Origin of the sequence: Lentilactobacillus hilgardii, from assembly GCF_009832765.1 — a bacterium.
Lineage (GTDB): Bacteria > Bacillota > Bacilli > Lactobacillales > Lactobacillaceae > Lentilactobacillus > Lentilactobacillus hilgardii.
In genome coordinates, this window is sequence record NZ_CP047121.1 from 1996911 (window position 1) to 2020117 (window position 23207).

The following is a 23207-nucleotide window of genomic DNA, read 5'->3' on the forward strand; positions in this document are numbered from 1 at the left end:
CTCAATTAACTACTTAATCTCTTTTGGACCATCAGAAATCTCAGCAATATAGAACTCTGCCGGATGACCGATTTCTTGTTCGTAAACTTTGCCAACATTCTCTTTAAATGCATCAACCTTATCGCGGTCAACAATTGCAATAGCACAACCACCAAATCCGGCGCCGGTCATACGTGCGCCGACAACCCCTGGTTGCTTCCAAGCAGTTTCTGCCAATGTATCCAACTCTTTACCCGTTACTTCAAAATCATAGTGTAGTGAAATATGGGAGGCGTTGATTAATTTACCAAATTCTTCCAGATTATTATTAACCAATGCATCTTTAGCTTTTAATGTTCGTTGATTTTCAAAAACAGCGTGACGCGCACGACGAATTAAAATATCATCGTTAATTAAATAACTATTTTCATCAAATTCCGATTCACTTAAATCACCAAGCGTCTTAATCGGTAATTTGGCCTGCAGCCTTTTTAATGCTTCTTCGCATTGCGCACGACGCTCATTATACTTGGAGTCCTGCAATTCACGGTGTTTCTTCGTATTCATGATAACGACCACTCTGTCGCCCATTTCAACGGGAACATATTCGTAATCCAAGGTATTAGTATCCAATAAGATTGCTTGATTAGTTTTACCCATTCCAATTGCAAACTGATCCATAATCCCAGTTTGAAGACCAAGATAGCTGTTTTCAACTAATTGACCATATTTAACAAGTTCTACTTCATCAATATTGAATTCATAAACATCATTCACAATTTCAGCGGTCAGTAGTTCAATACAAGCTGAGGAGGACAGACCGGCAGCGTCTGGTAAATTACCATTAACTGCAAGGTCAAATCCATGATTAAGCTTGTGACCATGGCCAATGATCTGCGCAATCATTCCTTTAGGATAGCTTGCCCACCCATCGGCTTTACTGTAAGCTAAATCATCTAACGAAAATTCAATAATTCCTTGATCAGCAACGTTTGCAGAAAATACTCGAACTTTATTATCTTTACGTGCACCGTACGCGCCATAAATGCCCATGCTGATTGCACAGGGAAAAACGTGACCGCCATTAAAATCAGTGTACTCACCAATCAAATTGATTCGACCAGGTGAGAAGAATACCCGGCTGGAATCGTAACCGAACTTATCATTAAATACTTTTTTTACATCAGAAGAAAGCATGAATTTCATCCCTTTACAATTATTTTAGTAAATTTTACTCAAATACAAAATACCTCATTTTGATAGCGTTGTCAACTGCGTCTTTAATACAACGTTAGAGATTGCTCAATAATATTATCAACAATATACCTGACGTATCAGTATTTATTGCACTATCCAATGCTAATTTCACAAGATGTTGGAAGCGCTTAATTTTTTTGCCCTTTCAAATATTCTTCAATTGGTAAAGTCCAGTAAATTTCTCAAAAGAAGCCATCTTTTTTGAGAAATATGTCGGCCATCATATCAATTTTTTGTTTCCAAAAAAAGAAAAAAGGCCAAATAAAAATGGCTAAATCAGCCACTCTTCATGCACCAATTTAGCCATATTGAAATCATTTATTTTAAAAGAATGTTTTGCTTACAACAATTGTAAACATCAATAGAATTACTGACGATATAAATGCTGCAAAAAACACATTTTTTCCTCGTTGGAAAATCACACGGAAATTAACACTCATTCCAAGAGCAGCCATCGCCATTCCCAAGAACAGATAGGCAGCTTTAACCAAAAGGGCTAACGTTGCCGAACCAATTGGTAAAAATGTTCCTATCACACTTGCAATAATAAATCCCGCCATAAACCAAGGAATTGGTAAATGCCTTTTTTCTTGACCAGCAATTAGCGGACTGGTTTTCTGATACCAACCACCTATTATTAGAGCAGCAGGAGCCAGCATCAATACCCTGGATAATTTAGTAATAATTGCAGTATCCAAGCTAATTGGTCCGCCTGAACTTCCCGCCGCCACTGCATGGGCAATTTCATGTAGCGAAGCACCGGTCATAACGCCAAATTGAGTTGGTGTTAAATGAAGCAGTGGTTTAATTCCTATTTCAACCAAAGTAAATACCGTTCCTAAAATGGCAACAACGGCAACGGCGAGTACTTCGTTCTCACGTTGCCTTGCCTGCTGACTTTCAGCAACTTTGATTTGAGGGGAAATCCCCATCACGGCAGCGGCACCACAAATCCCTGTTCCACTTGCAGATAAAATGGCTAATTCTTTTTCCACACCAAATTTTCTTGCAATAAAATAGGTCATCGAGACAGTTCCGGTCACGACCACCACTGCTAAAAGGATTGTCTTCACCCCGGCTGAGGCTAAATCAATCAAATTCAATTTGAAGCCCAGTAAAATAATTCCTAAGCGTAGAAATTTATTGGAAATAAACCCGATTCCCTCTTTTGACGTTTCAATCGGTCGCTTAAAAACTTGAAATACCATTCCTAATATCAATGAAATAACCAACGCGCCAATTAAGCTGAGATAAGGCTGACTCCCTAAGAAATTCCCCATTAATGCACAGATGAGTGTCAGAACTAACGCAATAAAGAAGCCTTTGGTCCTTAACACACCATAATTTTTCATTCGTTTACCTCCAAACATGATTTACTCGTAAAATATTACCAGAAATCAACGATTATATAAAATTATAATGTATAATAACAATATAAATAATTCTTATTATGGTGGCGATTTTATTGTGCTTGACAGACGATATGAAACATTTTTAACTTTAGCAAAAACTGTATCCTATACAAAAACGGCCCAAAAATTATACATCACTCAACCGGCAGTTACTCAACAAATAGCAAGTTTGCAAAAGGATCTTCAAATTGAATTAGTTCGCTATGAACGACCAAATCTGATTATTACTTCTGCCGGTAGGGAATTAGCAAAGTATATAGAAAGTGTCAGGATTAAAAGTCATCAGCTTTTGCAACATCTACAAAGCCCTAATGATAAACGATCACTTAAATTTGGTGCTACCTTATCTTTTAACACTATCGTAGAACCAAATTTCATTAAACATATTGCACCGAAGTTTACCAATATTGACTGCCTAGTTGCCAATACCGATCAAATTCTAACGCAAATTGATAATGGTCAAATCGAATTTGGACTAGTTGAAGGTAACTTCAAACTTTCAGATTATGACTCTATTCCAATTTTTAAAGATGATTTTATTGCTGTATGTAATCCTCAAAACCCACTGGCTAATCAAAAAAGAATCGATTTAAAAGCGTGTTTAAAATTTCCACTTTTACTTCGAGAGGTTGGATCAGGGACACGATCAATTCTGGAAGACTGGTTGGCAATGGTGAATCATTCGGTCTCGGATTTTTCTAAAATCATTACGATAGGTGACATGTCAACGATTATCAGCCTGCTGCAAACAAATATGGGAATTAGCTTTATGTATCGATCATTACTCACCGAAAAGCTTTCAACCCACCAATTAGTTCAGCTCCCTTTAACCAGTTTTGATATTACGCGAACGCTTAGTATGGTCTTTCAAAAACAAAGCTATTATGAAACTCAGTATCATCAATTAGCAGATGATATTAAAACTATTTTAGCGAAATAACAAAGGCAGGACTAAAAATCATTCAACTCATTTTGTCCCTGAATCTTTGACCGACCGTCTCCTTTAACTCCATTAGTCATGAACATAGTCACATTCTGTTCACATATCATTCACAAAAAAGTCATAACTATTTTTTATAATGCATGATAGATAACAAAATTAGTTTGAGGACAACTCAGTTTGAGAGGAGCATTTTCTTGCAACGTTCAGCCACCTACAATTCCGTTCACTGGAAACTTCCGTCAATTATTTTAATATTTTTAATATTGAGCCTGTCTATATCGGCTTATCTGCTCCTCCACTACAGGGATCCTCAAATAATTATGAATCAAATCGCAAAAGATCAAAGTGGTCGAATCATTGATAAAAAAAGCGTTGTCGCATTATCAGCAGATAGCCACGGTGATCAAATTGTCTTGGGATTTACAAAAAATGACAATTTGATTGTTCAATTTCGGCAAAGAGTCTTTGGAGGATATTCCACAAAGGGCTATCATATCAATCAAATCACAAATCATGATTTTAATAAGCCATTCCAATTGGAAAATAACGTAAACCAGAAACACATTAATAATTTCGTTTACGGTGTCTTAAAAAAGGATCAGACTGCACCACAAATTAAGGGTAAAAAGCTATCTTTGATCAATCATCACGGTCACCGCATTTTTTACGCATTTACCAAACCGAATGAGAGCATTCAAGTTCAATTTAATCATTAACAAGCAAAAAACAGTTAGTGCAAGTTTCAATGCACTAACTGTCTTTTTGCTTGGGATCATAACAAATTCAAGATAACAGTTGCCTAAAGAATCTCCAACAGTTAATCGGCAACCAGCCATTTAAACAGCCCTATTCGGGTCCGTTTTTGTGGCTTGTTAACCACTGGCAGAATTTGAAGGACCGAAAATGCAAGTGAATTTCCACGGTAATAAGCAATATACTTAGGCTTCCATTCATCAACATACTTGTTTTTATACGATCTCAATCCTTCAAAACTATATAGATGATATCCGTATTCATAGATTAAATGGACGATTCTCTCCTGAGTAAAACTAAAGCGAGATGTCCCAACATTTGAAAGAGGTGACATTCCCAAATCAAAGTATTGATACCCTTCCTCATGGGCATAATGATATAAATTGACCAAAATGCCATCCATAATACCGGATGGTGCTTTAGACGAAGACCTCATCAAATCAATTGACGTGATTTCATGATTACCATCCGGCATAAGATTTGCAAACGCAACAATTTCGCCGTTTGGATCCCTCATGACTGCAATTGGTGACTCATTTAAGTACGTCTCATCAAAAAAGCCAAGTGAGAAGCCCTTTTCAGGTCGATTATCGAGCCATTCATCAGATATTACTTTTAATTTACCAATTAGTCCCTGATCGAATGGTGGCTGTAAAAGCTCGAACTGGTACCCCTCACGATTAAATTTATTCATTAAGGCACGTTCGCCCCGATGACGCTTACCACTAAGCGTAAATTCGTTTAAATTAACCAATCCATCCTCACCAGTTTTAATAAAATCAAATCCGCTTTCGTGAAGCCGCATCGTTAAATCTTGATTAATTTCATAAAATAGCAGCTTATAATCCTGTTTATCAGCTTCCGCCATAAAGTGGTCAATAGCGGTCACCATTTTACCTTTGTTTCCAACAGGTTCTCCCATGATCAAAATCTTATCCGCTGTTTTCCGAAACATAAAGAAAACCTGATCCTGACCATCCTCCTGATAAAAATATAATTGTTTATCACGAAGAAAGGCAAGATGACTATTTTCATTTCCACCAAACTTATTAATAACATTTCGAACACGTTCAGCATCAAATGGTTCGTACAGCCACGACGGCCGATCAGCGGACAAATACCGATTAACAGCAAATAGTACCAACAAAGCAATGACCAAGCCAACAAAGCCAACCAACCAAGCTGCTTGCGATGGAAAAAGATACGCCTTGTCAAAATGCAACGGCGTATGTGGATTTGCTGCAATTCCAACCAACGTGTAACCGATAAAGGTAATAACAAACAATGATCCGTTAAAAAGCAAAACACCCCATGAATTGGCCATTCGATCTCGGTAAAGAACCTTTCTTGATAACCAAAGAAGAACCAGAATAAGAGGAAATAACGTGACCATCCGCCAAGTGAACGCTTCATTAAACCATGTATTTAAGACCGAAATAATTAACACAATCACAGTTGGCCAAAAAGCACGTTTTGTCCGTGCCCATACGCCACTTGCTAAACCGATCAATAAAAATGCCACAATAATGTTCATAATATGGCTGACAAAGAAAATTGAGTACGGAAATAGTCGAATATAAAGCCGATTAACAATCACAACATTGGGCACAGTCGCAAATAAGAGCATCATTATTCCTGAGAAATACATAAAGATTGTCAGTAGGATTTGTGCAAATCGTCGAATTAAGATTTGGGGCAGATTATCTAGGAAGGTATTAATCTTATTCCCAGTATCATGTACAAAGAGCGCTGATCCGACCACAAAAGGCACTAAATAATAAAATGTCCGATAAAGCAGGATCCAGACCAAAGCATCACTCCGACCAACACCAATAAATCCAAGACCGATGATAATAAAGATATCAAATGAACCAAGCCCCCCAGGAATCATCGAAACAACTCCGGCAACATTGGCGACCACAAAAATAGGAACTACTGCTGCAAAATCGATGGGTAGCCCCATCAAGTAACCAACTAGGACAAAGAACCCCAAAGCACTTGACCACTCTAATAATGATCCGGTTGCCATAACCAATTCCTGCTTGGTCGAAAGATCATGAAAAAAATCGGATTGGTTCAGTTTGGTGAAAACAAAAACAGCAGGGAAATAAATTGCGCCACCCAAAAGCCATATCCAGTAATGAGAGAAGGTTTGACCAATGCCAAATCCAAAAATCATGATTAAGGCCACAAAACACAAAAGCGATAGACCTGAAATTAAAAATAAAGCAACCTTTGAAATTGCATAAAGAATTTGCTTACGAGATGCCCCTTTACCATAAAAATGAGCTCGAAGACTTGCACCAAGTAAACCGCCAAACCCCAGCAGATTGGTAAAGGTATTGACGACCCAACCACTTTTAACAATGTACCATGGAGAAAACTTGGTTGGTAAAAATCTTACAATCGAAAAATCATAAATCAGCATTGGCAATATCGAAACAAAACCAATTACCAGCATTAGCAAAAGCGATAGATCTGACTGATTTGCTAAAATTTGTTTAAACTCTTCACCATTAATTTGCCGAACGATTTTTGCCAATTGTCGAACAACGAAAATTAAAACGGAAAACACAAATATCAATTTGATAATTGTCATCCGTTTATCAAGAAAGGCTTTTAACTTTGCCAATTAACTCACCCCAAATATAGATATCTTGTTTTATTATGCCAATTAATGACATGGATAACAAGGAATCATGCCCGAATTTATAGCAAGCTTATTAGTTGGTTAATAAATCCTCACAATATTAAATTTTAGAATTAAACATCATTCGATGCCTGAATCATCTCCACCATCTCTGACATTATTTGTTAATACTCAAAGTAACATTTACTTTCAACAAGTAACAGTTATTTAGTCGGCAAAAGTGCAATTTCGCCTACGTTTCTCATCGATTCTTTTTCAGCCAACGCTTTTGCTGTTGATCATCTACCAAACAAGTATCATAAAGAATTGTTATTTTCTTTTATATATTGATATAATTATTAACAAGATAATATTATTAATTAATCGTGTTTTCAACGCGTTCACGGTAATTGTCGCTAGAAGGGACGATCAAAGCCTACAAGGGGGGGCTTAAACTAAACCAATTGTCCAGATACGGAAGACTATAAAAGCTGAAAACGCCTTTGACAGGGCTTAATATTTGGGGGATATCATTTTGCATCAAAATAATAAAAAGGGATACACTTTTATCCCAAAGTACATAATTATTTTTGTCACTATATTATTAACGGGTGGATTACTTTCAGCCTGCGGAAATGGCCAAGGAAATCGCTCCTCTAAAGATCACTCATCCAAAGTAACAGCAATCAGTAAAGAGTCTGACAACTCAGATTCAAGCCATAAACAAGCTGAATCAAATTCAACCAGCTCCAATACGCAACATCTTAGCGCAATTTCTCAAAAATTAGTAACGGCTACAGATAAAGAATCTGCCGGTCCAACCAGTAACTATTATTGGGTGAACGGCAAGGCACACATTACCGGTTTTAGTCATTTAAAGGCTGGCGATTACCGTTTTACTAACGACAATCAAGGACGTTCTGCCACTGCCAGAGCAGTATTAACATATGCCGAGTATCAATCATCCAAAGGCTCTCGACAAGGTGAACCACTAGCTCCTCCAGCTTGGCCTTCGAGCAATCCAAAAGTTGCAATCAATTATAGCCTTACTGGACGCACTTATCATGGTTATCTATACAACCGTAGCCATTCAATCGCTGATAGTTTACTCGGCAGTAAATCCTATACGTCTGAATATAATTTTACTACGGGAACCCGACCTCAAAATGTTGGTGCTGATCAAAGCGGTGGCATGAGATATGCGGAGGAAACAGCCGAAAATTACTGGAACAATTATCCCGGGACTAAAAACACAATTGACTATGAAACCACTCCGGTCTACAAGGGAAATGAAAATATCCCTCGCGGATCCATTGTAAACATAAAGTCCTCGGATGATGTCCTCAATACCGAAATTGTTGTTATCAATTCTGTGGAAGGTATTAAGATCAATTACAATGACGGTAGTAGCAATGCTAAACCAATTACCAGCCCCAACTCGCGCACAAAAAAGAATCACTCATCTCATTCGAATGGCGATTATCATGGAAATTCGGCTCGCACTTCAAAACGCCAAACCACAAATAGTCAAACGACCACAGGTGCAACAAGTCAAGCCACTAACAAAACGACTAAGGAGGGCCAGTGGACGGTTGCTGCAGCCGGTATGGTCTTTGTATCTGACAGTCAAAAATATTATTCTCGAGTTACCAACCCAACTAATTATCAATATGTAAGTGAGACTCAAGCCACTGCTAATGGTGCAACCCGAGCTGCCCGTGGAAATCAATACGCACGCCCTTAAATATTATTAGGCAAGCCTTTATCATTTCATTCTTATTTGCGGTGTGCGGAGAATTTATATTCTGCGTGTTATATTATATATTTGGGCATTTCATCGCTTTATACTGGCTTCAATTAACTAAAGAACAACGTTACCTTCAAGCTAATTCAAAAAGCGCATTGTATCAGTACTAAATTACTGATACAATGCGCTTTTTATTTTCTAATTTAAGCCGATTCTAACTCTCTTACTTAAGAGTTACAACGCCACCAACAGCCTCAAGAGTTTCCTTGATCTTGTTAGCTTCGTCTTCTGAAACGCCTTCCTTGATAGTTGAAGGTACCTTGTCAACAAGACCCTTAGCATCCTTCAAACCAAGACCAGTGATTTCACGGACAGCCTTAATTGCTTTAACCTTTTGGTCACCAGATTCAGTTAATTCAACATCGTATGAATCTTTTGTGGCAGCTTCGCCACCAGCAGCACCAGCAGCGGCTACAGGAGCAGCTGCAGAAACACCAAATTCATCTTCAATTGACTTAACTAAGTCGTTAAGGTCGCTAATTGAAGCATCTTTTAATTGATCAATAATATTGTCTTTATCGAAAGCCATTATATTTTCCTCCAGTTTAATTGGAATTATTTTTAATTATTAAGCAGCGTCTCCGTCGCCATCTTCTTGTTTCTTGTCAGCAATAGCTTTAACACCATATGCAAAGTTTCGTACAGGTGCTTGAAGAATATTAGCAAGAGTTGACAACAATTCTTCACGACTTGGCAATGCAGCATAAGCATTGATTTCGTCAAGAGTTGCAACTTTACCATCAATAACGCCACCCTTGAGTTCAAGAGCATCGTTACTCTTAGCAAAGTTATGAACGATCTTAGGACCTGCAACTGGATCTTCTGATGAAAATACAACAGCTGTAGGACCAGCAAATGTATCTTTCAAATCATCCAAACCAGCTTTCTCAGCAGCACGTACTAAAACCTTGTTCTTAATAACTTGCATCTTTACGCCTTCGTCACGCAATTGCTTACGCAAATCCGTCACTTCAGCAACAGTTAAACCACGATAGTCAACAACAACAATTGATGAAGCAGCCTTGATACTTTCAGTGGCCTCTTCAACCTTTTTTGCTTTAACTGCAACAGTTTGTTCACTCACGAGTTTCACCTCCCAAAAATTTTTATGGGATTTAATAAAAAATCCCTATGCCAACCTAGACATAGGAAAAAGATTCGTTTCCTCGGCAGGATATTAAGGCATTTGCCACCTGAGTCTTAGGCATATATCAGCATTTAACAGCATATCACATAATGTGATTGCACGTCAATCCGGGATTTAATTTAAATCGAAAATCATTATTCAAATGATTCAAGATCAACTTTGACACCAGGGCCAAAGGTTGAAGAAATTGAAACGTTTTTAACGTAAGTACCACGTACAGAAGCTGGACGAGCCTTTACGATAACATCTTCAATTGTCTTCAAGTTGCCGATCAGCTTTTCACTATCGAATGATACCTTACCAACTGGCACAGCAACGTTACCGTCACGGTCAGTCCGATAAGTTACTTTACCGGCTTTTGATTCTTGGACTGCTTTTGCAACATCCATTGTTACAGTACCAGTCTTAGGGTTTGGCATTAATCCTTTAGGTCCAAGAACTCGACCTAAACGACCAACTTGAGCCATCATATCAGGTGTTGCAATGGCAACATCAAAGTCAAGCCAGCCACCCTGAATTTTTTCAACTAAGTCGGCTTCACCAACAAAATCCGCACCGGCTGCTTCGGCATCTTTAGCCTTGTCACCCTTTGCAAATACGATCACAGTTTGTTCTTTACCAGTACCATTAGGTAGAACAACCGCACCACGCAATTGTTGGTCAGCTTGCTTAGTATCAACGTTTAATTTAAATACAATTTCAACAGTTGCGTCGAATTTTGCATAATCAATTTTCTTTACAAGTTCAACGGCATCTTGAACCGGATATACCTTAGCGGGATCTACTTGTTCAAGAGCTGCTTTATATTGTTTACCTCTTTTACGAGCCATGTGTTTTCCTCCTTGTTTGTGGTTCTAACGGATTAACCTCCCACGCAACGTTCAAACAACGCTTTAAACGATATTAGTCTACTTCGTCATAAGTCTTTTGTTGAAATTAGTCTTCAACAGTAAAGCCCATACTACGTGCAGTACCTTCAACCATTCGCATTGCTGCTTCAACGTCAGCTGCGTTTAAGTCTTTCATCTTTGTTTCGGCAATTTGCTTAACTTGGTCTTTTGTAACCTTAGCAACCTTGTTAGTGTTTGGTTCACCGGAACCCTTTTGAACACCAGCAGCTTTCTTGAGTAACACAGCAGCAGGTGGAGTCTTTGTGATGAAGTCAAATGAACGATCTTCATACACGGTAATAACAACAGGAATAATCATTCCTGCTTGATCAGCAGTACGAGCATTAAATTCCTTTGTGAAGCCCATAATGTTGATACCTGCTTGACCTAAAGCAGGACCAACTGGAGGGGCAGGTGTTGCTTTGCCCGCAGGAATTTGCAATTTAACAATGTTAGCTACTTTTTTAGCCACGAGACATACCTCCTTAAGTCCGTGTGTGGTAATTGGAGATCAAAATTTCTCCTCCCACGTCAGTACATTCACCTAAGCAAACATACCAGTACAATATACCACAAACACGTAACGGAAACAATACGAATTATTGCTTCCACAAAAAATTTACAATACTTTCATCAACAATTTGATTTTCGTGCAACAACCGATGGCTTGCACGACGTCCCTTGATAATTAATTCACGATAATATCCCAACGGCCGTTTTAATAAAAAGCGCAGAGAAAAAGCACTGTTAACAGAAACCTGACCGTCATCCTTTTGCCGATCACTAATCCTGCCGGCGATATTTAAAACTTTAATAGTTGTAGGTAACGTCGAAATATTAGCAGACAAAGCCGAAAAAATCGGTCTTCTGTGAATCGGGCCAGTTGCGGTTAACGGAACAGAGTCAACAATCGGTGTGTTTCGCGCAATTTCAGAGTCATTAAACGGCCCTGCAATTGCAACAACTTTGTCAATCATAATTGCTGCTTTTCGATGCTGGTGGGTTAAATACCAAAAGATTGTAATACAACCCATTGAGTGTCCAACCAAGTTAAGATGGTGAATTTGATAATCAGTTTCAAGCATCTGGCAAATATCGTTAAGCCACGCTGCTTGTTGCTTAGGTCGGGATGTCTTATTTTCAAACAAAACCTGGATGACACACCTCTGATTTTTAATATTGCCATACAGTTTGAGACGTCCATTTCTTTTAACAATAATAACCATCGATTTATTTGCATCATATTTTCGTACAAGCCGTTTGAGTAAAAAGCCGAACGAAAAACGATTCCCGAAGTATCCGGGAATAAACAAAGTCGGCACGTTGTCAACAAAGGGCTGGTTTTCTTTTCGGTTGTTAAATGGACGTCCCATGTGGATACTCCAAATCATTAAAAATAAAAACAAGCCGAAAAAGATTACAAATATAATAATCAATAAACGTGGACTTATCAACGCCATCACCATCTTTTAGTCATTAATCAGGTTAAAATTGTTAATTTCTATATTTCTGTATCAACCTGGTTAAATTCCAACTCAGTACTGGTTTCTCGACCAAACATTTCAATATTAACTTTTAATCGCATCTTTTCATTGTCGATTTCAGTAACTTTTCCATTCAAACCGGTAAAGGCACCATCAACAATTTTGACACTGTCGCCAACGTTTACATCAAGATCTTCATGTCGTGAACTCATGCCAATTCGTTTCAATACCAAATCAACCTCATCGGGAAGAAGCGGTGTCGGCTTACTACCTTGTCCGTGAGAGCCAACAAATCCTGTTACACCAGGTGTGTTACGTACCACATACCACGCTTGATCGGTCATAATCATTTCAACCAACACGTAACCGGGAAAAGTTTTATCCATCTTAACTTTATCTTTTCCCTTTTTATCAACTTCATGTTCTTCGGTTTCGGGAACAACAACCCGAAAAATCAAGTCTGCCATCCCCATTGATTGCTTACGACTATCCAAGTTCATTTTAACCTTATTTTCGTATCCAGAATAAGTATGCAATACATACCATTTTTTCTCTGCTGACTCCACCATTTTTTAGCTCCTCTTTTCGATTAATCCAAATAAAGAAATTCAAACAAAAAAACCTGACACATTCCGCAGGTTTTAACAACATAACTATATCAAAATTTCGCCAAAATGGCTATGCAAGAAATGAAAGTCCCCACTGAACAATCAAATCAACGAGGCCTAAAAAGATAGCCATAATAATTGATGTCCCGATAACAGTCGTTGTATCGGTTCTGGTTTGCTTAACGTTGGGCCAAGTAACAACTTTCATTTCTTTAACGACATTTTTACAAAAGTTCCAAAGTCTCAAATTCGTATCCCCTTACATCGTTTGTCTAACGAGTTTCTTTGTGTAATGTGTATTTACCACAGTACTTGCAAAACTTATTGAGCTCTAACCTCTTTGTTCGATTAGGGTTTGCGGGGATCGTATAATTTCTCGATCCACAAACAGAACATGCCAGAGCAACTTTCTTTTGTGCCATTGTGGCACCTCCTAACAAGCATAGTAATTCTAGCATTCTAAATCAATTCAGTCAATTTATCCAGTGATATATATTTATATTTACATCTCTCGAATGCATTAATAAATGTTCGCGCATCAATTCGTTTTTCAGTATCCAAATTAAGAATGACATAAAGTACATCTTTTTCAAGCGGCGAACATTTGATATACAACTGAGCTAGCCGTTCTTTTAGTAATGTTAACCGTTCTGGATTGATTGCTGAAGGATCACTAAGGGTCGTCGAATAAAAATCCCGGTTTTCATCCAATCTCTGCACCGGTTGTTGTGGTGCTCTTTTTTTAGCTTTGTATTTTCTAATCAAATCATATATCCGATTTCTTAAATTATGACTATAAAAAGTACCAAAGCTAACACTACGCTCCCACCTGTATCGTTGCGCGGTTCTTATCAAAACCAAACTGGCTTCCTGATCCAAGTCATCGGCATCCATTCCTTCAATAAAACAAAGCCGTCTAAGTTTTCTAACAATCGGATAATACTTATGAAAAAGCCTCGAAAACGCTTGTTCATCACCCTTGGCAACTAATCTAATCATATTAAACTCTTTTTCACTAACCACAATACTGTTCTCCTTCTTCTGTATTAATTAACGCAAATTACACTACAGAAGGATTTAAGCAGCCTCAAGCGAACAAAAGTTCATATATGTCTTTATAAACTATACCAATTGAATAATATTAAATCGTTAATATTATTATTTATTATCTTTATCAGTAAGATTGTCACGAAGTTTTTCTAATGCCATCAATTGCTTGGGATTCCACGGTGTTTGTCGAAGCGCATGAGATTTGTCAGTCATTTTTCGAGCTTCCATATCAACTTCCTGCTTTGCCCGCTGAACGTCACGTAAAAGCTCCCTCGCAGGAATTCGAAGCGCGCCAGCCGCAAAAATTGTCCACTGCTCCGCCTGGTCACTTGTCGCAACAATAACTTGTGTAAAACGATTCTGTTTTTTTCGAGACAATGCCTCAATGTAACTATCGGCAGTTTGATCCTTACTGGTCCAAACAATTTCCATATCAAATTTTCGGAAACTCTTTGAATTTCCGGGAACATACATCGCATCAAAAACCACGATCATATTGATGTCACGATACTTTTTATATTCAGATAATTCTGCCAATAATTGATCACGTGCATCGGCTAGTCTGTCAGCCTGCTTTAATTTATTTAAATGTGGCCAATTACCAATCATATTATAAGCATCAACAATTAAAAGGTCCTCTTTCATTACGTTCCACCAACTTTATTTAATAGTCAAAGGATGGCGGGAATTGAAGCCCTGATAGATTAGAACACTCGCGGCCACGCTGGCATTTAAGCTTTGGATATCACCAACCATCGGAATGGTCAGCATTTCATCAACCTGCTTTTTTAATAATGGTGAAATTCCCTTACCCTCGTTGCCAATAATAATAGCAACCGACCCTTTCGCATCCCATCGACGATAATCGGTACCCTCAATATCTGTTCCAAAGACCCACATGCCCCGACTCTTGAGTTCCTTAATTGTTGCAGCCAAATTGGTTACCCGAGCCACTGGCACCCGCTCAATGGCGCCTGCAGAGGTTTTCGCCACAACAGCTGTTAAACCAACTGCACGATGTTTGGGAATAATAATTCCTGAAACACCGGCAGCATCTGCCGTTCGAATAATAGATCCCAGATTATGCGGATCTTCAATATTATCTAAGATAACAAAAAAAGGTTCAGTTTCTTGCTTCTTGGCATTAACAAATAAATCATCGACCGTCGCATATTCAAATGCTGCTACTGATAAAACGACCCCCTGATGATTTTGGCCGACAGAAAGTCGATCCAATTTTTGCTTAGGTACTTCTGAAATAACAAGTCGCTTTTTCCGTGCCAATTTCAAAATTTCAGAAATAATATTTTCATCTTTTTTAATACCGGTTTGGATAAATAACTTATTAATTGGGCTATCGCTCTTTAATGCCGCAACAACAGGGTGTCTGCCCATAACAAATTCTTCATTTTCTTGATCATGCTTCATGTTTTAAGTTCCCGCTTTCTACCTGTTTGATACACCAAGTTGCAATTTGTTTCATTCGATCATTCTGATCACTTAAACAGAGATAGCCGAAAACTGCCTCGAAACCTGTGGAAATTCGGTAAGTAATCACGTCAGTGTTCTTGGCATGAGTGTGACTCTTCGCATTTCTACCACGTTTAAAATAATCCCATTCATCATCCGTTAACAGTTTATCTTTTGTCATTAAATCAATTAATGCCGCTTGAGCTTTAGCTGAAACATAGTTGGTCGCAGCATGCTGGAGCCTGGTAGGCTTTGCAATGCCATCTTCAATTAAATGACGACGAATAAAGACTTCATACGCTGCATCTCCCATATAGGCTAATGCAATGCCATTAAGCTGTGAAAAATTGTCTGCCATAAAACCATTTATTCCTTTCTAAAACGGGTTCCCTGAGGGGTATCCTCAAGCACAATCCCCCGTGCTTTTAATTCTTCACGAATTTCGTCACTACGAATGAAATCTTTATTGGCTCTCGCCTGTTGCCGTTCATGGATTAACGCCCAAATTTCATCATCTTTAAGTTCGCTTTGTTCTAGTTTAATACCAAAAACGGCTGCTAATTGTTTCAAGGTATTGATAATAAACTGCAGGCTGTTTTGAAAAACAACATCACGTTCACTATACATATTTGCAAACTTAGCCAATTCATAAACAGCTGCAATCCCATTCTGAACATTAAAATCATCGTCCATGGCATCGATAAAATCGGCAACAATCTGACGAACTTCCTGCTCAGTCTTAGGATCACTCCCCGCTTCGGCGTTATGCAAACGATAGGTCGAATTGTTAAAGGCTGTTTGCAGCTTCTTCAGATTACTTTTAGCCTCCTGAACACTCGCATCACTATATTGAATAGGACGACGATAGTGGGTTGTTGACATTAACAACCGGATCACTTGACCATCGATTTTCTTCAATAAATCGTGAACCGTAATGAAGTTCCCTAAAGATTTGCTCATTTTTTCATTGTCTTCACCAATCGTCACGAACCCATTATGCATCCAATACTTTACAAAAGTTTGATGAGTTTCGGCTTCACTTTGAGCACGTTCATTCTCATGATGGGGGAAAATCAAATCTTCACCACCACCGTGAATATCAAGGGTTTTACCAAGATACTTCATTGACATAACCGAGCATTCAATGTGCCACCCCGGACGCCCCTTTCCCCAAGGAGAGTCCCAGGAAATCTCGTCACCTTTTGACTTTTTCCATAGTGCAAAGTCAATTGGATCTTCCTTTTGTTCAAATTCGCCCTTTTCAACGTGTTGACTGGCACCAACTTCTAATTGATCAACGTTAATATGAGGAAGCTCCCCATATGTTGGAAATTTGCGAGCACGGAAATAAACGTTACCATCAACATTATAAGCATATCCCTGATCTTCCAAATTCTTCACAAAAGCAATGATCTCGGGAATATTTTGAGTTGCCCTTGGGTGAGTCACATCTTTGGAAATGTTAAGTGCGGCTGTATCCTGCATAAAAGCATTAATATATTTTTCAGCAATTGCGCCAACGGTCGTATGATTTTCTCTGGCAGCATTGATCATCTTGTCATCAACATCGGTAAAGTTGGAAACGTAATTGACCTTGTATCCGCGATACTCAAGGTATCTTCTAATGGTATCAAACGCAATTGCGCTTCTGGCATTCCCAATATGAATATAGTTGTAGACAGTTGGGCCACAGACATACATGTTAACAACGCCTGGGGTAACAGGTTCAAATTTTTCTTTTTTACGAGTGAGCGTATTAAAAATCTGCAACATGTCTAATTCCTTTCTTTGTACATTGGTTATATAAGAAATGATAGCATAGTTTTCAATAATTTTTTCACTATTGCCTAATAACTATAATAAAAGGTCTCGTCGAATTTTCAACGAGACCAATTAATTTAAAAATATTTTTTATAAATTATTATTTATTAATCTGTTTCAACGTTTGTTTAATGTGCTGAATGGCTTTATCTCTTCCGACCAGTTCAACTGATTCCGGTAGTTCCGGTCCGTGCATTTCATGCGTAACGGCAATTCTAATCGGCATCCAAAGCTTACGCCCCTTAATACCGGTATCCTTCTGAATAGCCTTAATTGTATGGAAGACTTCAACAGAATCAAACGGATTGAGTTTTTGAATTCTCTCCAAAAATTCTTTCAAAACAACTGGTGCCGTGTCATTTGAAATTTCATCCAATGCGTCGCCACTAACTTCCTCAGGTTCTTGGAAAAATACGGATGCCATGTCATTAATTTGTGCCATATAACTCATCTCACGCTTATATAAGCTAATTAATTGACGTGCCCATTCAATCGTCTTGGTATCCGGATTTTCAGGAATATTGCCACCCTTAATCAATTGACGAAGTGCCAAGTCCATAATTGTGCTGTCGTCGGCTTCCTTAACGTACTGATTGTTAATCCACTCAAGTTTCTTGGAATCAAATTTAGCCGGTGACTTACTCAAACGCTTTTCATCATACATTTTGATGAATTGCTTTTTATTAAAGATTTCATCCTCACCAACCGGCGACCATCCCAAAAGCAAAATGAAATTAAACATCGCATCTGGTAAATAGCCTAAATTACGATATTGCTCGATAAATTGTAGAACAGACTCATCACGTTTGCTGAGCTTTTTACCAGTATCGGCACTGATAATTAAACTCATATGGCCAAACATAGGTGCTTTCCATCCGAACGCTTCATAAATCATTAACTGTTTTGGTGTGTTGGCAACATGGTCATCGCCTCGAAAAACGTGACTGATTTTCATCATATGATCATCTACAACAACCGCAAAATTATAGGTCGGTGTACCATCACGCTTTGCGATGACAAAATCACCGCCAATTGTATCGGAATTAAAGGAAACGTTTCCCTTTACGATATCATCCCATGCATAGTCATGATCCTTAGGTACTTTGAAGCGAATAACCGGTTTAAGGCCCTTTGCCTTTGCATCTGCAATAGCTTGTTGCTTTTGCTCATCAGTCATTCCTTCATATTCGTACTCATAATGAGGCATTTCGCCACGAGCTTTTTGAGCATCACGGTCGGCTGTCAATTGCTCTTCTGTTCGGTATGATTCATAAGCCTTGCCTTCATCCAAAAGTTGTTGAAGCAGTGGCTTGTAAATATCATTTCGTTCGGATTGACGATAAGGACCAAAATCACCACCAACATCAGGGCCTTCATCCCAATCTAGGCCTAACCACTTGAGGTTTTCAAGTTGGCTTTTTTCACCATCAGCGACATTTCGCTTAGTATCAGTATCTTCGATCCGAATAATAAACTTACCCTTGTTGTGGCGGGCAAATAAATAATTAAAAATGGCTGTTCGTGCGTTCCCAATATGCAGATGGCCAGTTGGGCTTGGAGCATAGCGAACTCGAATTGCATTGTTTGCCAATGTATAAGCGCCTCTTTCTTAAGTTTATTTCAAAATTTTATCAGCATTTTAAGTTTACAATGAAGTGTCGAAAAAATAAAGTGGCTGAGGCATGCAGTTTAAATAATTACACTAAACTTATCTTTCATTATAGCAAAAAAAGAGATGGCACCAAGGTTTTGAACCTTGTCCATCTGTTTTTTTACACTAAATAATCAATTATTTCTTTGCTGTGTTTTTCTTACCATTTTGCTGCTTGGAATTCTTTCTTGCATTATCATCATCGATCTTATCGGTAATATTTTTTGTTGAATGCTCCGGTCGTGCAAAAATCATTTTCCCAGCATCAGTTTGAATGGCACTTGTAACAACAACATCAATATGCTGGTTAAAGAAGTATCGACCATCTTCAACAACCACCATCGTACCGTCGTCCAAATAGGCAACACCCTGTTGTCGTTCTGTCCCGTTTTTAACAACCATGACATTAAGCTGTTGCCCCGGCAAAATCTTTTGTCTTAAGGCTGTTGCCAATGCATTAATGTTTAATACTTTTACATGTTGAAACTGAATGACTTTGTTCAGATTATAATCATTTGTAATGATAACCCCATTAACGTCCTTTGCAAGTTGAATTAATTTCGTATCAACCTCATCAATATCTTCATAATCTTTTTCATAAATTTCAATTGGAATCATTTTTTCCTTCTGAAGTTTATTCAGAATATCCAGGCCTCTGCGTCCCCGAACACGCTTAACGCTGTCACTGGAATCCGCAATGTATTGTAACTCGTACAATACAAATTTAGGAACCAGTAATGTCCCTTCAACAAACCCCGTCTTAATCACGTCATAAATTCGTCCATCAATCAGGATGTTGGTATCCAAAATTTTATAATGACTGTAATTATCGTCAACAGGCTTGTCGATGATTTTTTCACCCGGTGTCCTGGGTGTCTCCGTCTTACGTCGGAATTGAAATACCTTACGCCATCGATCACTTTGTGTGTTCCCAAGTCTGAAGCCGAAATAACCAAGCACCAACATTAAAATGATTGGGATCATAGTATTTAGGAAAAACGTATCTGCCTTGAAAAAAACAATTGAAATTAACACAGCAAGTACTAACCCAACAATCAGCCCTAAAGTACCAAAAAGCAGTGAGATTGGACTCTGGCTGGTCAACCGGGATTCAACACGATCAATGGCCTTTAGAACATAATTTCCAGTAAGTAACGAAATAATATAAAAAATAATTGCACCTAAAATTGCATTGGTAATAACATTATTGAAAAGTGTTCCATACGCAATTTGAAAAATAAGCCATAGGAGCGGGAAGTAACTCGCTCCGATTGCCGCTCCTGCAAGTGTCAAAACAATTCGGACTATTCTCTTTCTTTTCAACATCTCACCCTCTTTACATTTATTATTTTAACCCAATGCCAGCTTAAGCGCCTGCGATAAGGTTGATACACCAACAACGTCAATTCCCTTTGGCGGTGTCCATCCCTGCAAGTTATTTGCAGGAACTAAAACCCGTTTAAAGCCTAACTTTTGGGCTTCGGAAACACGTTGCTCAATCCGAGTAACTCGGCGAACCTCTCCAGTTAGTCCCAATTCCCCAACGTAACATTCAGTTGGACTTGTACCACGATTTTTATAAGATGAAGCAATACTAACAGCAATCGCAAGATCAATGGCGGGTTCATCCAGTTTTACACCGCCAGCTGCTTTCAAATAGGCATCCTGATTTTGTAAAAGAAGCCCGGCACGTTTTTCAAGAACCGCCATAATTAATGACACCCGGTTTCGATCTAATCCAGTAGCAGTCCTAGTCGCATTTCCAAAAACAGAAGCTGTCACCAGGGCTTGAATTTCAACCAGTATAGGACGGGTACCCTCCATAGACACCACGATTGCAGACCCGGTGGCATCTTTAAGACGCTCTTCCAAAAAGATTTCGGAAGGGTTTGTCACTTCGTGAAGGCCATCCGTCATCATTTCAAAAACACCCAGCTCATTTGTAGACCCAAACCGATTTTTGACCGTTCTCAAAATTCTATATGAGTGATGGAGATCTCCTTCGAAATAAAGAACCGTGTCAACCATATGCTCCAAGATTTTAGGACCGGCAATGGCGCCACCCTTGGTTACATGACCGACAACAAAAACCGTAATTCCTTGACCTTTTGCAATATTCATAAGATCAGCCGTTACTTCCCGAATTTGGGCAACCGAACCAGTTGCCGACTGCAACTCAGGGATCTGCATCGTTTGAACAGAATCAATGACAACGGCATCCGGCTTCATATCACTGATCGTACTTTTAATGACATTCATATCGGTCTCAGGAAAGACGTACAGCTGTTTACTGTCAACATCTAATCGATCTGCACGCATTTTTATCTGGCTGGCACTTTCCTCACCGGAAACATATAAAATCTTACCCGACCTGCTCAATTGGCCTGACACTTGAAGCATCAGCGTCGATTTGCCGATTCCAGGATCCCCGCCAATTAAGATTAACGATCCGGGAACGACACCACCGCCAAGCACCCGATTGAGCTCTTCCATGCCAGTCTTAAAACGGGGCTCACTCTGAAATGTGACACTACTGAGTGGTTCGGGCTTAACCTCATCGACACCCGTCCTTCTTAGGCCGGCAGTTCGGGTTGAATTGGACTTTGGCGCAATCGTTTCTTCAACCAAAGTATTCCATTCGTTACAGTTAGGACACCGTCCAAGATATCGCGGTGAAATATAACCGCAGTTTTGACATACAAATTGGGTTTTAACTTTCGCCAATCGAATTCTCCTCTTTACCTAGGTTATCAATCAATTTTATCACTTAATACCATTCATTTACTAAACAAACACCGGGTTTAAACGCTTCTTATACTTTACAAAGCGAATTAACGACCCGAAGAACCGAAACCACCATGACGGGTTTCCTGCTTCGAATGATCATCCTGATCGGCTAAAAGATATGGCATAAAGATTCCCTGAGCAATTCTTTCGCCTTTAGAAATTTTAATGTCGGTTATTCCAAAATTAATGATTTGAACAAAAATTTCACCTTCGTTACCACTATTATTGTAATAATCAGCATCAATGACACCAATCCCATTCGGAATTGCTAATCCTCTTTTCAACGGATTACTCGAACGATTGGCAATAATTAAAACTTCATCAGGTTGCATATACGCTTTAATGCCGGTTGGAATCAAAAATGGTTTTAAAATCTGCTTTGCATGATCGATTTTTTCAGGAGATGCTTCCTTTCCATGCTTAATGGCCCACAAAACCTTTAAAAAATTTAATTTCCAAATAGATGGGATTGTCATATCAACAGCACTTTCAAAATCATAACCCGCCGCATTCACAGTCGTTCGGTAAGGAACTGTTAGTTTTTGGTCCTGGTACTTTGACACAATTTCGAATCCACGTTTCATAATAAAAAACTCCTTTTACAAAATTTGCTTGTTACAGTATAAACTATATTTAGCGCTAAAACGATAGATTGACAAATTAACAAAAAAAAGCCAAAATATGAGTTAGTAAAACCTTTAAGCAGTAAAAAATGAAAGGAAATTTGTAATGACAAAACAAGATGAACTTAAACAACTAGTTGGCCAAGAAGCAGTTAAGTTTATTGAAGATGGGATGATCGTTGGCCTGGGAACAGGTTCTACTGTTAAATTCATGGTTGACGCACTCGGCAAACGAGTCGCTGACGAACAACTATCAATCGTGGGTGTCCCAACTTCCCAAAGAACTAAAGAACAAGCTGCCGGCCTTGGCATTCCAACAAAAGGGCTTGATGAAGTGGATCACATCGACTTAACGATTGACGGCGCCGATCAAATTGATAAAAATTTTCAAGGTATTAAAGGCGGCGGTGCCGCTCACCTTTGGGAGAAAATTGTTGCAATTAATTCCACAAAAAATATGTGGATCGTTGATAAAAGCAAAATGGTTGACCAACTCGGTTCTTTTCCATTACCACTTGAAGTCATCCCGTACGGCAGCCAACAACTATTTAAGCGCTTGGAAAAGCGGGGATTTAATCCGGTTTTTCGAATGAAAAATAATAACTATGTCACGACCGATTCCAACAATTATCTTATTGACCTACATCTTCACAAAATCGATAATCCCAATAAATTGGCACTTACACTTGACCAAATGACCGGAATTGTGGAACATGGTCTTTTCTTGAACATTGTGAACACTGTCATTGTCGGAGAAGACGATGGTCCAAAGGTACTTCAAGCTAGGTAATCTCAATACAACTTTTATTTGTAAGGGACTGAGACAAAAGTCATTTTGTCCAGTCCCTTTTAATTTCATCACGACTATTACACTCTGGAAGTTAACCACCATCTGT

General features: G+C 38.7%; 24 protein-coding genes and 1 other annotated feature. Of the genes, 4 read left to right on the forward strand and 20 right to left on the reverse strand.

The features are described from left to right. Positions 1 to 9 precede the first annotated feature (9 nt). Positions 10 to 1176, reverse strand: coding sequence for a galactokinase (locus GQR93_RS09400; protein WP_187117466.1), 1167 nt, complete (start codon positions 1174 to 1176; stop codon positions 10 to 12). A gap of 383 nt (positions 1177 to 1559) precedes the next feature. Continuing rightward, positions 1560 to 2588: a YeiH family protein gene (locus GQR93_RS09405; protein WP_035444816.1), complete on the reverse strand. Its 1029-nt coding sequence runs from the start codon at positions 2586 to 2588 to the stop codon at positions 1560 to 1562. A gap of 115 nt (positions 2589 to 2703) precedes the next feature. Between GQR93_RS09405 and GQR93_RS09410 the strand changes: the two genes are divergently transcribed. Both GQR93_RS09410 and GQR93_RS09415 read left to right on the forward strand, forming a co-directional pair. Continuing rightward, positions 2704 to 3588: a LysR family transcriptional regulator gene (locus GQR93_RS09410; protein ID WP_225442026.1), complete on the forward strand. Its 885-nt coding sequence runs from the start codon at positions 2704 to 2706 to the stop codon at positions 3586 to 3588. A gap of 323 nt (positions 3589 to 3911) precedes the next feature. Further along, positions 3912 to 4307, forward strand: coding sequence for a hypothetical protein (locus tag GQR93_RS09415; RefSeq protein ID WP_225442027.1), 396 nt, complete (start codon positions 3912 to 3914; stop codon positions 4305 to 4307). 101 nt (positions 4308 to 4408) lie between these two features. On the opposite strand, the gene mprF is transcribed toward GQR93_RS09415, so the two are convergent. Continuing rightward, positions 4409 to 6976, reverse strand: coding sequence for a bifunctional lysylphosphatidylglycerol flippase/synthetase MprF (gene mprF / locus GQR93_RS09420; protein WP_159298749.1), 2568 nt, complete (start codon positions 6974 to 6976; stop codon positions 4409 to 4411). Positions 6977 to 7493: 517 nt separating this feature from the next. Here mprF and GQR93_RS09425 point away from each other — a divergent pair. After that, the gene (locus GQR93_RS09425; RefSeq protein WP_003554681.1) at positions 7494 to 8717 is read left to right on the forward strand and encodes a DNA/RNA non-specific endonuclease; all 1224 of its coding nucleotides are present in this window, start codon (positions 7494 to 7496) and stop codon (positions 8715 to 8717) included. A 226-nt stretch (positions 8718 to 8943) separates the two neighbouring features. On the opposite strand, the gene rplL is transcribed toward GQR93_RS09425, so the two are convergent. From rplL to GQR93_RS09510, 17 genes are all read right to left on the reverse strand, one after another. Continuing rightward, on the reverse strand, positions 8944 to 9309 hold the full coding sequence (gene rplL / locus GQR93_RS09430) for a 50S ribosomal protein L7/L12 (RefSeq protein WP_003554682.1): 366 nt from the start codon (positions 9307 to 9309) through the stop codon (positions 8944 to 8946). Positions 9310 to 9348: 39 nt separating this feature from the next. Next, positions 9349 to 9864 (reverse strand): 50S ribosomal protein L10, encoded by a 516-nt coding sequence (rplJ, locus tag GQR93_RS09435; RefSeq protein ID WP_187117467.1) that lies wholly within the window; start codon positions 9862 to 9864, stop codon positions 9349 to 9351. Between the two features lie 27 nt (positions 9865 to 9891). Beyond that, positions 9892 to 10003 (reverse strand) — a sequence feature (ribosomal protein L10 leader region). 58 nt (positions 10004 to 10061) lie between these two features. Beyond that, a complete protein-coding gene (gene rplA, locus GQR93_RS09440; protein WP_003554686.1) occupies positions 10062 to 10757 on the reverse strand; it encodes a 50S ribosomal protein L1 in 696 nt (231 codons plus the stop codon). Positions 10758 to 10863: 106 nt separating this feature from the next. After that, positions 10864 to 11289: a 50S ribosomal protein L11 gene (gene rplK, locus GQR93_RS09445; protein ID WP_003554687.1), complete on the reverse strand. Its 426-nt coding sequence runs from the start codon at positions 11287 to 11289 to the stop codon at positions 10864 to 10866. A 127-nt stretch (positions 11290 to 11416) separates the two neighbouring features. Further along, positions 11417 to 12190, reverse strand: coding sequence for an alpha/beta hydrolase (locus tag GQR93_RS09450; RefSeq protein WP_225430302.1), 774 nt, complete (start codon positions 12188 to 12190; stop codon positions 11417 to 11419). Positions 12191 to 12318: 128 nt separating this feature from the next. Next, on the reverse strand, positions 12319 to 12870 hold the full coding sequence (nusG, locus tag GQR93_RS09455) for a transcription termination/antitermination protein NusG (protein ID WP_003554692.1): 552 nt from the start codon (positions 12868 to 12870) through the stop codon (positions 12319 to 12321). A gap of 109 nt (positions 12871 to 12979) precedes the next feature. Then, positions 12980 to 13156: a preprotein translocase subunit SecE gene (gene secE, locus GQR93_RS09460; protein WP_003561065.1), complete on the reverse strand. Its 177-nt coding sequence runs from the start codon at positions 13154 to 13156 to the stop codon at positions 12980 to 12982. A gap of 25 nt (positions 13157 to 13181) precedes the next feature. Then, positions 13182 to 13331, reverse strand: a complete 150-nt coding sequence (gene rpmG / locus GQR93_RS09465) for a 50S ribosomal protein L33 (protein WP_003561067.1) — start codon at positions 13329 to 13331, stop codon at positions 13182 to 13184. Between the two features lie 37 nt (positions 13332 to 13368). Further along, positions 13369 to 13932, reverse strand: a complete 564-nt coding sequence (locus tag GQR93_RS09470; protein WP_003554698.1) for an RNA polymerase sigma factor — start codon at positions 13930 to 13932, stop codon at positions 13369 to 13371. A 135-nt stretch (positions 13933 to 14067) separates the two neighbouring features. Then, positions 14068 to 14604: an NYN domain-containing protein gene (locus GQR93_RS09475; protein WP_003554700.1), complete on the reverse strand. Its 537-nt coding sequence runs from the start codon at positions 14602 to 14604 to the stop codon at positions 14068 to 14070. 15 nt (positions 14605 to 14619) lie between these two features. After that, positions 14620 to 15387 carry a 23S rRNA (guanosine(2251)-2'-O)-methyltransferase RlmB gene (gene rlmB / locus GQR93_RS09480; protein WP_003554702.1) on the reverse strand — a complete coding sequence of 256 codons (768 nt, stop codon included), beginning with the start codon at positions 15385 to 15387 and terminating at the stop codon, positions 14620 to 14622. Then, positions 15377 to 15787 (reverse strand): Mini-ribonuclease 3, encoded by a 411-nt coding sequence (locus GQR93_RS09485; RefSeq protein WP_003554704.1) that lies wholly within the window; start codon positions 15785 to 15787, stop codon positions 15377 to 15379. The genes rlmB and GQR93_RS09485 overlap by 11 nt, the downstream gene beginning before the upstream one ends. Before the next feature lie 8 nt (positions 15788 to 15795). Continuing rightward, complete coding sequence (gene cysS / locus GQR93_RS09490; protein WP_003554707.1) at positions 15796 to 17202, reverse strand: cysteine--tRNA ligase; 1407 nt, start codon at positions 17200 to 17202, stop codon at positions 15796 to 15798. Positions 17203 to 17350: 148 nt separating this feature from the next. Next, a complete protein-coding gene (gltX, locus tag GQR93_RS09495; protein WP_003554708.1) occupies positions 17351 to 18841 on the reverse strand; it encodes a glutamate--tRNA ligase in 1491 nt (496 codons plus the stop codon). 198 nt (positions 18842 to 19039) lie between these two features. Beyond that, a complete protein-coding gene (locus tag GQR93_RS09500; RefSeq protein WP_003554712.1) occupies positions 19040 to 20227 on the reverse strand; it encodes a PIN/TRAM domain-containing protein in 1188 nt (395 codons plus the stop codon). Between the two features lie 24 nt (positions 20228 to 20251). After that, positions 20252 to 21625, reverse strand: coding sequence for a DNA repair protein RadA (gene radA / locus GQR93_RS09505; protein WP_003554714.1), 1374 nt, complete (start codon positions 21623 to 21625; stop codon positions 20252 to 20254). A 107-nt stretch (positions 21626 to 21732) separates the two neighbouring features. After that, positions 21733 to 22272, reverse strand: a complete 540-nt coding sequence (locus GQR93_RS09510; protein ID WP_003554716.1) for a dCTP deaminase/dUTPase family protein — start codon at positions 22270 to 22272, stop codon at positions 21733 to 21735. Positions 22273 to 22417: 145 nt separating this feature from the next. On the opposite strand from GQR93_RS09510, the gene rpiA reads away from it, so the two are divergent. Next, positions 22418 to 23101, forward strand: a complete 684-nt coding sequence (rpiA, locus tag GQR93_RS09515) for a ribose-5-phosphate isomerase RpiA (protein ID WP_003554718.1) — start codon at positions 22418 to 22420, stop codon at positions 23099 to 23101. Positions 23102 to 23207 lie beyond the last annotated feature (106 nt).

Coding starts and splice junctions, on each gene's coding strand:
- GQR93_RS09400 (WP_187117466.1), bottom strand. CDS start 1,176: ATGCTTTCTTCTGATGTAAAAAAAGTATTTAATGATAAGTTCGGTTAC.
- GQR93_RS09405 (WP_035444816.1), bottom strand. CDS start 2,588: ATGAAAAATTATGGTGTGTTAAGGACCAAAGGCTTCTTTATTGCGTTA.
- GQR93_RS09415 (WP_225442027.1), top strand. CDS start 3,912: ATGAATCAAATCGCAAAAGATCAAAGTGGTCGAATCATTGATAAAAAA.
- rplL (WP_003554682.1), bottom strand. CDS start 9,309: ATGGCTTTCGATAAAGACAATATTATTGATCAATTAAAAGATGCTTCA.
- rplA (WP_003554686.1), bottom strand. CDS start 10,757: ATGGCTCGTAAAAGAGGTAAACAATATAAAGCAGCTCTTGAACAAGTA.
- GQR93_RS09450 (WP_225430302.1), bottom strand. CDS start 12,190: ATGGGACGTCCATTTAACAACCGAAAAGAAAACCAGCCCTTTGTTGAC.
- nusG (WP_003554692.1), bottom strand. CDS start 12,870: ATGGTGGAGTCAGCAGAGAAAAAATGGTATGTATTGCATACTTATTCT.
- rpmG (WP_003561067.1), bottom strand. CDS start 13,331: ATGGCACAAAAGAAAGTTGCTCTGGCATGTTCTGTTTGTGGATCGAGA.
- GQR93_RS09475 (WP_003554700.1), bottom strand. CDS start 14,604: ATGAAAGAGGACCTTTTAATTGTTGATGCTTATAATATGATTGGTAAT.
- rlmB (WP_003554702.1), bottom strand. CDS start 15,387: ATGAAGCATGATCAAGAAAATGAAGAATTTGTTATGGGCAGACACCCT.
- GQR93_RS09485 (WP_003554704.1), bottom strand. CDS start 15,787: ATGGCAGACAATTTTTCACAGCTTAATGGCATTGCATTAGCCTATATG.
- cysS (WP_003554707.1), bottom strand. CDS start 17,202: ATGTTGCAGATTTTTAATACGCTCACTCGTAAAAAAGAAAAATTTGAA.
- GQR93_RS09500 (WP_003554712.1), bottom strand. CDS start 20,227: ATGTTGAAAAGAAAGAGAATAGTCCGAATTGTTTTGACACTTGCAGGA.
- GQR93_RS09510 (WP_003554716.1), bottom strand. CDS start 22,272: ATGAAACGTGGATTCGAAATTGTGTCAAAGTACCAGGACCAAAAACTA.
- rpiA (WP_003554718.1), top strand. CDS start 22,418: ATGACAAAACAAGATGAACTTAAACAACTAGTTGGCCAAGAAGCAGTT.